Origin of the sequence: Pseudomonas sp. NPDC088429, assembly GCF_044753305.1 — a bacterium.
GTDB lineage: Bacteria > Pseudomonadota > Gammaproteobacteria > Pseudomonadales > Pseudomonadaceae > Aquipseudomonas > Aquipseudomonas rustica.
Map to the genome: position 1 here is coordinate 17438 of NZ_JBIVMX010000009.1, position 14645 is coordinate 32082.

Genomic DNA, 14645 nt, shown 5'->3' on the forward strand with positions numbered 1-14645 from the left:
AAGAATGTTTAAAGTTGCGGGCTTTCGCCTAATTGTCTGACGATTTTATATTTAATTATTAAATATCGGTAAGTTGTATTTTGTTAGGTGCGTCTCAATTTCCGCACTTCAACAGTGCAGTGCCAGTGTATTGATATCAACGAAACTGTCGACGATTTAACTGTAGGAGCTGACGAGTGAAACGAGGCTGCGATCTGTTGATCTTGTCTTTAACAACAAAATCAAAAGAACGCAGCCTCGTTTCACTCGACAGCTCCTACAGGCGGTTGTGCACGTCGGGAATCAGCTACCCGTACGAATCTTGTTCCAGACCCGCGTACGAATCCGGTCGATATTCAGCGGCATCGCCTCCAGTGCGAACAACTTGCCCATCATCTCCGGGCTCGGATACACCTTGGTGTCGTTTTTGATCGCCGGGTCGATCAGGCTGTCGGCCTGTTCGTTGCCGTTGGCGTAGTGCACGTAGTTGCTGATGCCGGCCATGACGTCCGGGCGCAGCAGGTAGTTCATGAATGCATATCCGGCCTTCTCGTCCGGTGCATCGACCGGCATGGCGACCATGTCGAACCAGATCGCCGCGCCTTCCTTGGGAATGTTGTAACCGATGTCGACACCGTTCTTGGCTTCCTTGGCGCGGTTTTCCGCTTGCAGAATGTCGCCAGAGAAACCGACTGCCACGCAAATATCGCCGTTGGCCAGGTCGCTGGTGTATTTCGAGGAGTGGAAGTAGCTGACGTACGGCCGCACTTTCATCAGCAGCGCTTCAGCCTTTTTGTAGTCTTCGGGATTTTTGCTGTGGTGCGGCAAGCCCAAATAATTGAGCGCTGCCGGGAGCAATTCCGGGCCGTTGTCGAGGATGGCCACGCCGCACTTCTGCAGTTTTTCCATGTTCTCGGGTTTGAAGATCAGATCCCAGGAATCCACCGGTGCATCGTCGCCCAGCACGGCTTTGACCTTGGCGATGTTGTAGCCGATGCCGGTGCTGCCCCACAAATACGGGAAGCCGTGTTCGTTGTTCGGGTCGTTGACCTGCAACGCCTTGAGCAGCACCGGGTTGAGGTTTTTCCAGTTCGGCAACTGGCTCTTGTCGAGTTTCTTCAGCGCCCCGCCCTGAATCTGCCGCGCCATGAAGTGGTTGGACGGAAACACCACGTCGTAGCCGGATTTGCCGGTCATCAACTTGCCGTCGAGGGTTTCGTTACTGTCGTAGACGTCATAGGTAACGCCAACGCCGGTTTCTTTTTGGAAATTCTTGGTGGTATCTGGCGCGATGTAGTCGGACCAGTTGTACACCTTGACCGTGTCCGCCGCCTGAGCGAGGGAAACGGCCAGCATCAGCGGTGCCAGAGCGAGGGTCTTGCGGATCATGGGTCGATTCCTGTGTAGGTTTTTTTGTTGGCAGGCAATCAAAGGGATCAAACGATCAGAAAATCAGTACATAGGTCTTGCGCACGGTCTCTTCGATGTCCCAGATACCGAGCGTGTTGGCCGGCAACATCAGTGCGTCGCCACCTTGTATGTGCAGGGTTTCGCCGCCACCGTCCGGGGTGAACGTGCAACGCCCGGAGATGAAATGGCAGAACTCTTGCGCGGTGATCTGCCGACGCCAGCGGCCCGGGGTGCATTCCCAGACGCCGGTTTCGACGCCGTCGTCGCGCTCGACGCTGGTGGTTGAGGCGATGGCGATCGGTTCGCCGAGAGGAACGGCCACCGGGTTGGATTCGTCGAGGTGCAATGTCGCGGTGTTTTTGAACTGGGTAATGCTCATGGTCTGACCTGTCTTTTGGGCGTTCTTAAAATCAATCGACGTTTAGTGCATGAAACCTTCCATGAAACCGGCCACCTGGCTGGCGAGTTTGCGCCGCCATGGCGCGGTCGCCGGATTGGCCAGGGTCTGGTCTTCATGGACGAAGCTTTTGATGATCGCGTTGTAACCGAGCCAGCGGCACGGCTCCGGTTCCCAGGCACGCAGCGCATGAATGCCGCCGTCCGGCAGTACCCACGGCTGATGCACCAGTTCGCTGTCGCGTTCAAGAATCAGATCCGCCAGGGTGCGGCCGCCGAGGTTGCTCGCACCGACGCCCTCACCGCCATAACCGCCGGACAGCGCGATGCCATTGGCGCGATCGCAGAGCATGTGCGGCTTGAAGTGTCGCGACATGCCGAGGTTGCCGCCCCAGGCGTGAGTGATTTGCACGTTTTTCAGTTGTGGGAACAGTTCGCCGAACAGATAACGGCGCAGTTCGACCTCATCGCGGGTCAGATCGAAGTTGTGGCGCAGCTTGCCGGCGAATTGATAACCGCCACGGGCACCGAAGATAAGGCGGTTGTCGGCACTGCGCTGGCCGTAAGTGACCTGACGGCTGAATTCGCTGAAAGCCTGGCCGCGATTGAGGCCAATCTCATCCCACGTGGCGGCGGACAACGGTTCGGTGGCGACAATCAGGCTTTGCACCGGCAGTTGATAACGGCCGAGCGGCGGCAAGGTCACCGAATAACCTTCAACGGCCGGGACGATCCAGCGACTGCGCACGCTGGCCTTGGCGGTGCGCAAGCTGCCTGACTGCCAATGCGTGACCGGACTGTTTTCGTAGATCTTCACGCCCATGCTTTGCACGGTACGCGCGAGACCACGCACCAGTTTCGCGGGGTGAATGGTCGCCACGTGCGGCGCGTAAATGCCGCCGTAAGGCTTGGCCACGCGAATCTGCTGCGCCAATTGCTCGGGGCTGAGCCAGCGGTAGTCATTGTCGTTCAGGCCTTGGGCGTGCAGTTTCGCCAAGTATTCACGCAGCGTGGCTTCCTGCTCCGGGTAACGTGCAGCGCAATACAACACGCCGCCCTTGCGATAATCGCAGTCGATGCCTTCACGTTCGAGGACGACTTCAACTTCATCGGGAATGCTGTGCAGCAGATCAAACGAGGCGCGGCGCTGTTCGGGTGACAGTCCGGCGAGCAAGCGATCTTCACCGAGCAGATTGCCCATCAACCAACCGCCGTTGCGACCCGACGCGCCAAACCCGGCGGTTTGCGCCTCAACGATGGCAATGTCCAGACCGGGGGCGAGTTTCTTCAGGTAGTACGCCGTCCACAGCCCGGTGTACCCCGCGCCGATAATCGCCACGTCAACGTCGAGATCCTGCGTCAGCTCGGGCCGCGCGGTCAGCGGCTCGTCGAGTTGATCCATCCACAAACTGATAGTGCGCCACGCCGGCATGCAAGACTCCGCCACTGAAAACCTTCGATGGCGTCGATCCTAGTGCGTGGGCTTAAGCGTTGTCTTGCGCGCGTGCCCGCAAAGAAATTTGTTTAACGTAGGCCTTCGGTGACTGGCCAGTGTGCTGACGGAAACAGCTGTAAAACGCCGACACCGAGTTGAAGCCGGCGGCGAAGGCCAGCTCATCAATGCGCACTGGGGGCGTGGCCCCATCCAGCGAGCGCAACAAATGCTGCAACCGCGCCTGGTTTACGTAGCGATAGAAGCTTTGCCCCAACACCTGATTGAGCAGGTAAGAAATCTGATTGCGGCTGTACCCGCACTCCTTCGCCACTCGCTGCAGGTCGAGTGCGGGATCGAGATATGGTTGCTGCTTTTCGAAGTATTGCTGCAGATCTTCGGCCATAAAGCTCAGTTGCCGTGGCGACAAGCCCAGACGACTGACCGCCGGGCGCTGATTCGACGCCGAAGTCCCGCCTGCCTGCGCACGCACCAGTGAGGCGTATTCGTTGACGCGCCAGATCAGTCCGTCCTTGACCGTGATCGCTTCACTGGAGCGGAACGACACCAAACCGTCGCCGCCGCGCAATGTCACTTCGTATTGAATGAACGCGGTGTTGCCGTCGACGCGAATGCGGTCGCAATGCTCGAGCGCTTCGTCGGATTCTCGCGGCATGCTGACACGCACGTACTCGCGCAGGTCGTCGAGGCCGAGCACGCGATTCTGAAAGAAGTCGTTGTATTCGATGTCCGGGTGATACAGCGCCATGACGGCGTCCAGATCGCGGTGTTTCCAGCTCAGGTGATAGCGCATGACCGTGGCGGCCGTGGCCTCGGTCTGTTGTGGGCCGTCGTCGGCGTGCATAAAAGGCTCGGCGAAAAGAAACCGAGCTTGCCCAACTTCGCCTCGGGCAGCAATGGCCAATCGATAGTGGCCATTTGGCGATAAGTGCATTTGGCGTGACGCACATCAAAAAACCGGTCGCAATCGCCAAATGAACTGAAAAATCTCACAGAAAATTCACATCCGGATGCTACTTTTAAGTCCTGACACTGGTTGAGCCAATGAAGGCTCTTCCCACCTACCATGAGCAAAAGGAAACGCTCGATGATGAAGGCGGGCAACAACATGAATAAAGGGTCAAGCAAAGTCACGTTCCCCAACGCTTGCCAGCTGATGCGCTGGCATTTTCATCCCATGGGTTTCGAGGCCACGATGGACGCGCCGGGCAGCATGGTCGCGCGTCTGTTTGATCGCGCCAGCGGCGAAACCCTGATCGCAATCGCCGGCATCCCGTGTGCAACGGTGATGAATGCGGCGGATGTCGAGCGGATGATTGAAGCGGTGGAGGATGAGCTTGAAGCTTTCATACCGCCTGAATCTCTCAGGAGTTACGCATAAGCTTCTGATTAACAAAGAAAAGCCCGCCGTTAAGCGGGCTTTTTTGTGGGCGAAGGTTTCAGGCGGTTTGGCTTTCTGCGCGATGATCGACAAAGAACGCTTTGCCCTTGGCCACCCGCTCGGACGCTCGCGGCATATTCACCGCTTGGCTTTCCTGTGGTTCGACGTACCAATAGCAATGGCTGACGGCACGGGTGATGCCGACATAAGCCAGGCGCAGGATTTCGTCTTTTTGCGCGCTGTCGTAGGGCTCGCTGTCGCCACTTTTGCCTAGCCCGGCCATGCGGTAAACCTGATTTTTGTACGGCGAACTGGTCAAGTGCTGACAATCGCCGAGCAAAAACACCGCATCGGCCTGCAAGCCTTTGGCGCTGTGATAGGTCAGTTGTTTCAGGCGCCGAGCTTCGTATGGCAAGCTCGAATCCACATTAACTACAGACTGAATGTGCTGCTCTATCAATAACTTATCGCTGCTTTTTCGATAGAGCATCAAGATCGAATCGCCCTGACGGTAGTGTTCGGCGAGGCGCTGACCAAGACCTTGGTCATCTCGCTCCAGCACATTAACCGGTTGCAGTGGTTTGGGCTCGCCGCTGGACTTGGCCTTCTTGCCGGGGATCGCAGGCGCTGCGCGAACGATGTGCTCGGCGGCGTCGATGATGTGCTGGTGGCTGCGATAGTTGTCGCTGAGCATGACCCGCGTGGTGCTCGGCGACGGGAATTCCTTGTTGAATTCCATGAAATAACTCGGCGAACTGCCTCGCCAGCCATAGATCGACTGCCAATCATCACCCACACACAGCAACGACGAGCGCTGCGCGCCGCGTCCGACGTGCATGGCCGGGCCTCGGCTGCGAATCTCCGTGAGGCTCGCGCGAATCCACGAGACGATCTGCGGCGAGACGTCCTGAAACTCGTCGATCATCAGGTGCGACATCGGTCGCAGCAGCTCATCGCTGAGCAACTTGAGGTTCTCCGGTGAGTGCTCGCTGAACAGCGCAAACATGCGGTTGTAGGTCATCACCGGCGGCTTCTGATCCAGCAGATGATCTTCCAGCGCACGCCAGAACAGGCTCAAGGCCTCAAAAAAGAACCGATCCGGGTCTTCCTTGGCGAAACTCATGCGGCCTACGGCGTCCGGCACGTCCAGTCCCAGGTTCTCGATAAAGCCTGCGGCGGCGACGAAACAATCGAGTAGCGGCGCGGAAGCGAGTTCGCCTTTGACCTTGTAATCAAAGCCCGGACCCGCGCTGGCATCACCGGCCAACGTGGCCAATACGCGCCTCGATGACTCGTAGGAATCTATCCATATCAATGGCTTACGACAGAAAGCTTGAAACAGGGTGCGCTTAACCGCCCATTCTGCGCGGATAGAAAGTTTGGCGTTTGGCCGACAGATCTGGGCGTTTTCGCGCGGATCAAAGCCCAGTACCACCCACGCGTCGAGGCTTGGGATGTAGCCATGGGCATGGAATTTAGCGCCATTGATGTCGAAGGTCTGGCGGTTCGGTTCGATGCCTTTGATCGGCCAGGCGCCCGCGCGAAACCATAGATCCTCGATGGCGTCGCAGAGTTCTTCGTCGCGCTTGGCCGCCAGCTCGGTTACCGCCACGCGTTTCTGCACGTCCGGGTGATCGCGTTCCAGCTCTTTAAGCTGCAACGCCGCGCGAGACAGCGGCTGTATCAATTCGCGGAAATGTTCATCGCGAGTAAACAGGCGGTGATAACAGGCATTGAGCTGCTGACGCTGGGCGTCGTTGATGCGCAGGTCGAAAGGGTTGCTGTCGACCTCTTCATCGCTGCCCTGCGGGCGATTGCTGAGGTTTTCGAAGGCTTGCAGGCGTTCGAACCCCGGCAGGCTGCGCACCATCGGCAAAATGCGCGAGTGAAAGGTGCGCACCAGTTCGCGCGCCTGTTTCGGGCTCAATGCCTGCCCCCAGAGCGCGAACATTTCCATCAGCTTATTGATGAAGTCTTTGCGCGACTCACGGGTGAAGGTCACCACGGTCATCGAATCCAGCTCAAAACCCAGATAGTGCGTGAGCAGCAGAATGCGCAGCACCAGCGTGGTCGACTTGCCTGCCCCGGCGCCGGCAACCACTGAAGTGGACGGCGTTTCGCTGAAGATCATCTTCCATTGCGCGGCACTCGGTTGCGCCTTTTCGGGAAGCAACCGAGCGACATCGGCTTTGATGCGTTTCTTCAGTTCGGCGGTCAGTGGCAAACGCCAATCATCGAACAAGTGGTTGTCGATGCTCGGCGGTCGATGCTCGGTGTTGCGGCTGTCGCGAATCAGCAGAACCTGACGGCCTTCCTCCAACCCTTCGAGCTTGCCTTCGTTAAAACCGTATTCAACGCCAGCGGTGTGCCCGCTGCGAAAGCCGTCGGCTTGGCCATGCAGCCACGACGCGCGGTGTTGAGCGCGTAAACGGGTCAGGCCGTGGCCGAAGAAACGCGCGGCCAAACGCTTGAACCAAGGCATCTCGGCCAGAGGACGAAGTTCGGGAGGTAGATCGGGGGTGTGTTGCGCCACGCTGACGGACTCCAGGGTGTGAGGCTGTTGGCTCTATGGTGTCTGCATTTGCCGTCGAGTTCTAGCGAAATGCTTGCAGGTCATTGGTTTAGGCGATGAATTGAAGGTTGTGCTTAATCATTTCAACGCTGTCTTATATCGATTTATTCGATGGTAATGCCGCAGTTTTTACGCTTTTTATCGATGTTTGGCTGATGGATGATGGCCGTCATAAACCACGTTTTCAGGAGACGATCATGCTCGAACTCAGACCCTTCAGCTCGCTGGGCGGCGCCCATCACGGCTGGTTGGATGCCCATCATCATTTTTCGTTCGCCGAATACTACGATCCGCAACGCATGAACTGGGGCAACCTGCGGGTGTGGAACGACGACGTGATCGCCGCTGGCACAGGCTTCCCGCAGCACCCGCATCGCGACATGGAAATCATCACCTATGTGCGTGAAGGTGCAATTACCCACCAGGACAATCTGGGCAACAAGGGCCGCACCGAGGCTGGCGACGTGCAGGTGATGAGCGCTGGCACCGGTATTGCGCACAGCGAGTACAACCTGGAGGCGCGTGACACCAAGATCTTTCAGATCTGGATTTTGCCGACCGAAACCGGCGCACCGCCGTCGTGGGGTGCAAAGCCGTTCCCGAAAGGCCAGCGTGAGGGCTTCGTGACGCTGGCGAGCGGTAAGGACGGCGATGATCAGAGCCTGCGGATTCGCGCCGATGCGCGTTTGGTAGCAGCGAATATCAAGGCTGGGGAAACGGCTGAGTATCGACTGGATGAAGGCCGCCGGGCGTATCTGGTACCCGCGACTGGCGTGATTGAGGTCAATGGTTTGCGGGCTCAAGCACGCGACGGTGTGGCGGTTGCGCAAGAGCGAGTGTTGACGGTCACGGCGATTGAAGACAGCGAGATTGTGCTGGTTGATCTGGCTTAAGTGGCAGGCATGAAAAAGGGGTGACCAATGGGGTCACCCCTTTTTTTACATGCGCTCTCTGCTTGAAATACTTTGTGGCAAGGGATTCATCTGTGGTGAGGGGATTTATCTGTGGCGAGGGGATTTATCCCCGTTGGGCTGCGCAGCAGCCCCCAGCAATTTAAAAAGCGAGGGTCGCTTCGCAACCCAACGGGGATAAATCCCCTCGCCACATTTAAATCGCTACACCCAGTTAAATCGCTGCACCACAGTTAAACAGCCAAAACACCACAACAGGCGTTGTGGTGATTGCCACTATTTCGTGGAAATCGCCCCATCCACCAACGTCTGCGCCTCTGCCACCAGTTGCTTGAGGTGGTCGTCGCCAATAAAGCTTTCAGCGTAGATCTTGTAGATGTCCTCAGTACCCGACGGACGCGCCGCGAACCAGCCGTTCTCGGTCATCACTTTCAAACCACCGATCGCCTGATCATTGCCCGGCGCATGACTCAGAATGCTCTGAATCTTCTCGCCCGCCAGTTCAGTCGAGGTCACTTGCGTCGGCGACAACTTGCTCAGCAAAGCCTTTTGTTCCGGATTTGCCTTGGCGTCTACGCGCACGGAGAACGGTTCGCCCAGTTCATCGGTCAATGCACGGTAAGCCTGACTCGGGTCGCGACCGGTACGGGCAGTCATTTCCGCTGCCAACAGGGCCGGGATCAGACCGTCCTTGTCAGTGCTCCAAACGCCGCCATCCTTACGCAGGAACGATGCACCGGCGCTCTCTTCACCGCCAAAACCCAGCGAGCCGTCGAACAGACCGTCGGCGAACCATTTGAAGCCGACTGGCACTTCGTACAGACGACGACCCAGACGCTTGGCCACGCGATCGATCAAGCCACTGCTGACCACGGTTTTACCCACGCCCGCATCGGCGCGCCATTGCGGACGGTTCTGGAACAGGTAATCGATGGACACGGCGAGGTAATTGTTCGGCGCCAGCAAACCACCGGACGGCGTGACGATGCCGTGGCGGTCATGATCCGGATCGCAGGCGAAAGCGACATCGAAACGCTCCTTCAGACCGATCAGACCTTGCATCGCATGGCTGGACGATGGGTCCATGCGAATCTGACCATCCCAGTCGACGGTCATGAAACGGAAGGTCGCATCAACTTCTTTGTTGACCACTTCCAGATCCAGACGATAGTGCTCGGCAATCGCCGACCAATAGCGCACCCCTGCTCCGCCCAACGGATCCACGCCCAGACGCAGTTTGGCGTCACGAATGGCGTCGAAGTCGATCACGTTGATCAGGTCGGCGACGTAGGTGTTGACGTAATCATGGCGGTGCGTGGTGCTGGCCTTGAGCGCTTGCTCGTAGCTGATGCGCTTCACGCCCGCCAGTTTGTTCGCCAGCAACTCGTTGGCCTTGGACTCGATCCACTTGGTGATGTGGGTATCGGCCGGGCCGCCGTTGGTTGGGTTGTATTTGTAGCCGCCGCTTTGTGGCGGGTTGTGCGATGGCGTAATAACCACGCCGTCCGCCAGGCCAGTGGTACGGCCACGGTTGTAGCAAAGAATCGCGTGGGAGATCGCCGGCGTTGGTGTGTATTCATCACCTTCGGCGATCATGACGGTCACGCCGTTGGCGGCCAGTACTTCCAGCGCGCTCGCCCCGGCCGGGGTCGACAATGCGTGAGTGTCGATGCCGACAAACAGCGGGCCGGTGATGCCCTGGGCTTCGCGGTACAGGCAGATTGCCTGGCTGATGGCCAGAACGTGCCATTCATTGAAACTCAAATCAAAGGAACTGCCCCGGTGCCCGGACGTGCCGAAGGCAACACGCTGGGTGGAAATCGATGCATCAGGCTGGCCGGTGTAATAGGCCGTTACCAGTCGCGGGATATCGACCAACAATTCTGCCGGTGCCGGTTTGCCCGCAAAAGGACTGAGTGTCATGCAAAACCTCTGAGATCGAGTGGTTCAGGAAATACAGCGCAGTTTACTGGCAGTTTGACCACAGTGCGATGGGATGTATCCGGCACATCGCAGAAGTTTTCTAACGTCACTCGGCAGGCGCAAGGCGCAAGGCGTCACCGACAAGCCCGACCACGCTGGCCAGATCATGATCGCTGTGACTGATCGCGCTCAAGCGCAAGTGCTGCGCGTGCTGTCGATGCAGGCTGAACAACTCGCCGGGGGCAATCACGACCTGTTGCCTGAGCAAGTCATGAAACACCTCGCTCATGTTCACCGTCCGCAGCGACCGAACCCACACCGTCGCCCCGCCCTGTGGCTCGACTATCTGCAAGGCATCGCCCAAACGCTCGCGCAACAGCTGAATCAGGTGGGTTCGGCGTTCCTTGAGTAACCGTCGCAACACCAGCAAATGCTGATCGATACGCCCACTCGCATACAACCGCGCGATGGCTTTTTGCCGAGTGACCGACAAGCGGAACGAGCGCAGCAGAAAATGCCGTTGCAATTCGCTTCGCCAATGACGTGACAGGACGAAACCGTACGGGGCTTCGGTGCCGATGATCTTGTCGAAAGCGGAAAACACCAGCAAGCGTTCGGGATCCAGCCAGTCGCGTAACCGCTGGCCATCGTGCTCGTCTGCCAGCTCACTGCAACAGTCATTTTCCAATACCCAGGTGCCCTGCTCCGCGAGTAATTTTGCAATCAATTGCCGATTGGCCGTCGGCGCGGCGCTGCCATGCGGCAGATTCAATGCCGAAGACAATAAAATCAGTCGCACAGGTTCAGTCTTGAGCAACGACGCCAGCCATTGAGCATCCAGTGCGCCATCGATCTGCAACGGCAACTCGATGACGCGTACCTCGGCCGCCTCGAACAGACGCAGGATCACCCAGTCACAGGGTGACTCAACCAGAACCGTGGCCTGACGCAATTCCAGCACGGCGATGAGTATTTCCAGCACGGCGCGTAGATCAGCGCCGATATAGACGTCATCGGCGTGCCAGCAATGGGTCGATGAAGTGGTGTAGCGCGCAGCCAGAACCGTGCGCAATTCCAGTTCACCACAGGGTTGCAGCAACAATTGTGGCTGGCGCGGGTATTGCCGCAGCAACTCCCTTTCCAGCATCAGCAAGGGACTGTCCAGCGGCTGCAGTGACGCCGGATCGTCGGTGCTCAACACGCACATGCCCGGGCGCCGGGCGTTGACATAGACAGCCTCTAGCAGATCGCTGCCATTGGCCGGCGGCACCAGGAGCGAGCGGGCTTTTGCGTAATAACCGGACTTGGCTATCGAGTAAACCCGCCCTTCCTTCTCCAACAGCGAATACGCGTATTGAATGGTCGAGATCGACACCTTCAAGCGATCCGCCAATTGGCGCAACGACGGCAATCGCATGGCGCCAGCGGCGTCGGACTCGTTAATCACCGACGTCAGGTAGCGGTACACCGTTTGGTAAGCAAAATCGTTTTCACGCAAGACCTTCATGAGCCCTCATCCATAGGCATTGGCGCAATATGTGCCAAAAGGCTCAAGTTCAACCTTCCGCCGACCGGTCACCCGCAACGACATCCGCCTCGCTGGCATCGGCGCGAGAGCCTGATGCTTCAGTCGATTGCGGCATGTGAATCGGCCCCATAGCGTACAAACGGCTGATCAGTTTGACCGGCAATCCGCTGACGTCGGTCATCCACTTCATGACCTGTTCCGGCGCACTCGAGCCCTGCATGGCGCGGTGCAGGTCAGGCAATGCCACCAGCATGCCGGGGTGGCACTTGCGCAGAAACCGCTCGAGCCCGGCGCCATGATCGATGAACGGCGCAAACAACAGGCACGTGAGTTGGGTTTCACTGATTGCGAATGTCGCTTGCAGGTGATTGGCCGCTTGAATGCGCCGCTGCTCAAGGTCGAGCAAGTTGCCGAAATTGGCCAGCAACTGCTCACACACCGGTTCGGGCACCTGTTTGAGGCGCATCGTCAACAGGCTTTCCTGCAAATATTCGCTGATGCCGGCCTCGTACGTCCGCCCCTCGATCACGCACGCCTGCAAACCCTGAAGATGCGCGGCAAGCAGCGGCTCAACGTAGTCGTTGTCGCTGTGATACAGCGCAAGATCGTCGGCCTGGAACCCGAGAAAATCACTGAGCAAAGGCCAGCGCTCTTCAAGTTTTCCGACAATCATGTCGTTGATAGCGATAAAACTGGTGCGGCGACAGGCCTCAAACTTGCCCTCCGGGCGCCATGGCAGGTGCTCACCGTCCGCATGAAAATGGCGGTAGAAATCTGGGCCAAGACCGTCGAGCAACGGGAATAAAGCGTCAAATCCACCGTGTTCAGCAGGCAAACCACCGATTTCGGCCTTGAGCGCAGCGCGATTCAGCCCCTCGAGAAACTGCTGTTGTCGGCGCGGTGTTTCGGCACCAATCATCGCATCGACGCCATTGTTCCAGCGTGCGATCTGGCTGTAGAACTCCGCCGTAGCCAGGTAAGCGTCGTCCCACAGTTCAAGGGGCTCATCCCATGTGCGGCGATGGCCGACCATCAACAGATTGACGCGATTGGCTTCACGACTGTCCTCGCTGGCGGGCGTCTGATAATCGAATGGCAGCACCTCGCGATGATCCACCATCAACAGTTCAACCCGAGGGTCGTCATACAGAAACAGTGCGCTGTAGCTGCGGTGCATGTTCTGCAAGGCGAAAGGACTTGTGCCGTTCCAGCGCAGGTTGGCCACGCGCAACTGGAATGTCGCCGGTGAACGACTGGCCAGGCTCAACTGCGCGGCCCGCAGCAGGGCCAGCGTGTAACAGCTGTCCCGGGAGCCCGACTGGACGACCAGCACCTTGAAATGACCGATGTTTTCCATGCCGCCAGCGGCCACCAGCAGTCGCTGCATCAATAGCTGCAACGCCGTACGTTCTGCGCGTGAGAAGAAGCTCAGCAAACGCTGCAGGACTTGCTGGTAGACATAATTCATTGCCTGATCATGGATCGTGCTCATCGGTATTTACCCGGTATCAATAGTTTCATGCTGCGCAGACTGAATGCTCGGTCGCACAACAATTCATCAATAAGTAATAGACGCTCAAATGCTAACACTTACGCAATCGTAGTTATTTGAAACACTTGAACAGTTAAGACCCCACCAACGCCCACACCACGGGCTTCAACCGATTGTTAAATAACGGTATTTTTTTGTGGAAAATATTCCTAGGAAACTTCCCACAACAGCCCACGACAATTGAGTACAAGAAAAAAGGACGCAACTTCGGAATAGCCCTACAACAATTAAACAGAAATTGACACGACCAGCAGAAGTAGCCGTTTGATATTGCACAGGGCAAATAGAATGCACAGCCATGGCTCATTCCTTGAGATGAAAGTAATCATTCAATTATCAGGGCTTATATAGCGATTAGAAGATACAGATCGAGAGCAAAAACCAGTTCAGTTGCTGAATGGCCCTACACGCATCACGCGCAGGCAGTCTCTTTTTGAGGGATAAAGGCAAAGAGTCCGTGGGGCCACGGACTCTGTTCAGCAGTGTCAGGCCGGTTCGACCTGCAGGGCGACCCGTTCGCGACATGGGCATTCATCCATGTAGCGGTGTGCTTCGACAAACTCATCGAACGGGAACACCCGAGTCTTGAGCGGTAGCAGCACACGATCAGCGGTCAGCTGGTTGATGTCACGCAAGGCACGTTGCAGCGCCACGGAATCCTGCGTGATGCCCAGCTCCGGTTTGCCAGTGAAGTTGCCGATGCAGTGCACAAAGAACTGAATGTTCTTCTGGAACGCTGCACACGCCGGGAATGGCGTCTGGTTGCCACCTTGCAGACCGTACAACACCAGGCTGCCACGCGGGGCGAGAACGTCGCCGAGCAACGACATCTGCGGGCCACCCAGGCCATCGAACACTACGTCAACGCCGCGGTTGTCGGTGATCTTGTTGATCCGCATCAGCAGATCTTCTTCCTCGGTGACGATGACTTTCTCGGCACCCAGCGACAACAGATATTCACGTTCTTCCGCGGTTTTGGTCGCGGCAATCACGCGTACACCCAAGGCTTTGCCCAGTTGTACAAAAGACGGCCCGGCACAGTGGCTGGCGTCAGTGACCAAGGCGAATTGCCCCGGCTTGACCCGCGCCAGATCGGCGTAGGCAAAATAGGCAATCAGCAGCGGCGTGTAATGCACGCTGGCTTCGATCGGGCTGAGGACGTCTGGATAACGGGTCAGCGCGGTACGCGGCAGCAAGATCTGCTCGCCGTAAACCGGATAATCGTTGGCGCTCTCGGCCGGAAAACTGGCCACCTTGTCGCCTACTGACAGATCATCGACACCGTCGCCGACGGCGGTGACCACACCGGCCATCTCGTGACCGAGGCCTGCAGGCAAACGTGCCTGAGACGAGGCCAGGTTCTGACGCCAGAGCGTGTCATACCAACTGATGCCGATCGCTTCGACACGCACCTGCACTTCGCCAGGACCTGGCTGAGCGGCCGCATGCTCTTCGCATTTGAGCACCTCGGCGGGACCAAACTTGTGAAAACGGATAGTGCGGGACATCGCAAACCTCGTCAAAGTAACCTCTAATGCCA

11 protein-coding genes are annotated in these 14645 nt (G+C 57.6%); 2 read left to right on the plus strand and 9 right to left on the minus strand.

Translation table 11 applies throughout. From position 1 onward, the window contains the following. Positions 1-282 precede the first annotated feature (282 nt). From ACIP66_RS07730 to ACIP66_RS07745, 4 genes are read right to left on the minus strand one after another with little or no spacing between them, the layout of a single operon-like run. Complete coding sequence (locus tag ACIP66_RS07730; RefSeq protein ID WP_053119952.1) at positions 283-1368, minus strand: polyamine ABC transporter substrate-binding protein; 1086 nt, start codon at positions 1366-1368, stop codon at positions 283-285. A 55-nt stretch (positions 1369-1423) separates the two neighbouring features. Beyond that, a complete protein-coding gene (locus tag ACIP66_RS07735; RefSeq protein WP_212549460.1) occupies positions 1424-1768 on the minus strand; it encodes a cupin domain-containing protein in 345 nt (114 codons plus the stop codon). A 42-nt stretch (positions 1769-1810) separates the two neighbouring features. Then, positions 1811-3217, minus strand: a complete 1407-nt coding sequence (locus ACIP66_RS07740; RefSeq protein ID WP_282357846.1) for an FAD-binding oxidoreductase — start codon at positions 3215-3217, stop codon at positions 1811-1813. Positions 3218-3269: 52 nt separating this feature from the next. Further along, a complete protein-coding gene (locus ACIP66_RS07745) occupies positions 3270-4082 on the minus strand; it encodes a helix-turn-helix domain-containing protein (protein ID WP_400646817.1) in 813 nt (270 codons plus the stop codon). Between the two features lie 264 nt (positions 4083-4346). On the opposite strand from ACIP66_RS07745, the gene ACIP66_RS07750 reads away from it, so the two are divergent. Then, positions 4347-4619 carry a DUF1652 domain-containing protein gene (locus ACIP66_RS07750; RefSeq protein WP_053120469.1) on the plus strand — a complete coding sequence of 91 codons (273 nt, stop codon included), beginning with the start codon at positions 4347-4349 and terminating at the stop codon, positions 4617-4619. Between the two features lie 58 nt (positions 4620-4677). Here the strand turns inward: ACIP66_RS07750 and ACIP66_RS07755 are convergent, their stop codons facing one another. Continuing rightward, positions 4678-7152 carry a UvrD-helicase domain-containing protein gene (locus ACIP66_RS07755; RefSeq protein ID WP_400646820.1) on the minus strand — a complete coding sequence of 825 codons (2475 nt, stop codon included), beginning with the start codon at positions 7150-7152 and terminating at the stop codon, positions 4678-4680. A gap of 236 nt (positions 7153-7388) precedes the next feature. Between ACIP66_RS07755 and ACIP66_RS07760 the strand changes: the two genes are divergently transcribed. Further along, positions 7389-8084, plus strand: a complete 696-nt coding sequence (locus ACIP66_RS07760) for a pirin family protein (RefSeq protein WP_212549457.1) — start codon at positions 7389-7391, stop codon at positions 8082-8084. A 294-nt stretch (positions 8085-8378) separates the two neighbouring features. On the opposite strand, the gene pgm is transcribed toward ACIP66_RS07760, so the two are convergent. The 4 genes from pgm to ACIP66_RS07780 all read right to left on the minus strand — a co-directional run bounded on the left by pgm (position 8379) and on the right by ACIP66_RS07780 (position 14613). Beyond that, a complete protein-coding gene (pgm, locus tag ACIP66_RS07765) occupies positions 8379-10025 on the minus strand; it encodes a phosphoglucomutase (alpha-D-glucose-1,6-bisphosphate-dependent) (RefSeq protein WP_400646822.1) in 1647 nt (548 codons plus the stop codon). A 106-nt stretch (positions 10026-10131) separates the two neighbouring features. After that, on the minus strand, positions 10132-11532 hold the full coding sequence (locus ACIP66_RS07770) for a PLP-dependent aminotransferase family protein (RefSeq protein ID WP_400646825.1): 1401 nt from the start codon (positions 11530-11532) through the stop codon (positions 10132-10134). A gap of 49 nt (positions 11533-11581) precedes the next feature. Then, positions 11582-13045 (minus strand): hypothetical protein, encoded by a 1464-nt coding sequence (locus ACIP66_RS07775; protein ID WP_212549455.1) that lies wholly within the window; start codon positions 13043-13045, stop codon positions 11582-11584. Between the two features lie 545 nt (positions 13046-13590). Beyond that, a complete protein-coding gene (locus ACIP66_RS07780) occupies positions 13591-14613 on the minus strand; it encodes a zinc-dependent alcohol dehydrogenase family protein (RefSeq protein WP_053119934.1) in 1023 nt (340 codons plus the stop codon). Between the last annotated feature and the right edge of the window lie 32 nt (positions 14614-14645).

What these genes read in the sequence shown, in the direction of transcription:
- ACIP66_RS07760 (WP_212549457.1), top strand. Translation starts at nt 7,389, where the DNA reads ATGCTCGAACTCAGACCCTTCAGCTCGCTGGGCGGCGCCCATCACGGC.
- ACIP66_RS07740 (WP_282357846.1), bottom strand. Translation starts at nt 3,217, where the DNA reads ATGCCGGCGTGGCGCACTATCAGTTTGTGGATGGATCAACTCGACGAG.
- ACIP66_RS07770 (WP_400646825.1), bottom strand. Translation starts at nt 11,532, where the DNA reads ATGAAGGTCTTGCGTGAAAACGATTTTGCTTACCAAACGGTGTACCGC.
- ACIP66_RS07750 (WP_053120469.1), top strand. Translation starts at nt 4,347, where the DNA reads ATGAATAAAGGGTCAAGCAAAGTCACGTTCCCCAACGCTTGCCAGCTG.
- pgm (WP_400646822.1), bottom strand. Translation starts at nt 10,025, where the DNA reads ATGACACTCAGTCCTTTTGCGGGCAAACCGGCACCGGCAGAATTGTTG.
- ACIP66_RS07775 (WP_212549455.1), bottom strand. Translation starts at nt 13,045, where the DNA reads ATGAGCACGATCCATGATCAGGCAATGAATTATGTCTACCAGCAAGTC.
- ACIP66_RS07780 (WP_053119934.1), bottom strand. Translation starts at nt 14,613, where the DNA reads ATGTCCCGCACTATCCGTTTTCACAAGTTTGGTCCCGCCGAGGTGCTC.
- ACIP66_RS07735 (WP_212549460.1), bottom strand. Translation starts at nt 1,768, where the DNA reads ATGAGCATTACCCAGTTCAAAAACACCGCGACATTGCACCTCGACGAA.
- ACIP66_RS07730 (WP_053119952.1), bottom strand. Translation starts at nt 1,368, where the DNA reads ATGATCCGCAAGACCCTCGCTCTGGCACCGCTGATGCTGGCCGTTTCC.
- ACIP66_RS07745 (WP_400646817.1), bottom strand. Translation starts at nt 4,082, where the DNA reads ATGCACGCCGACGACGGCCCACAACAGACCGAGGCCACGGCCGCCACG.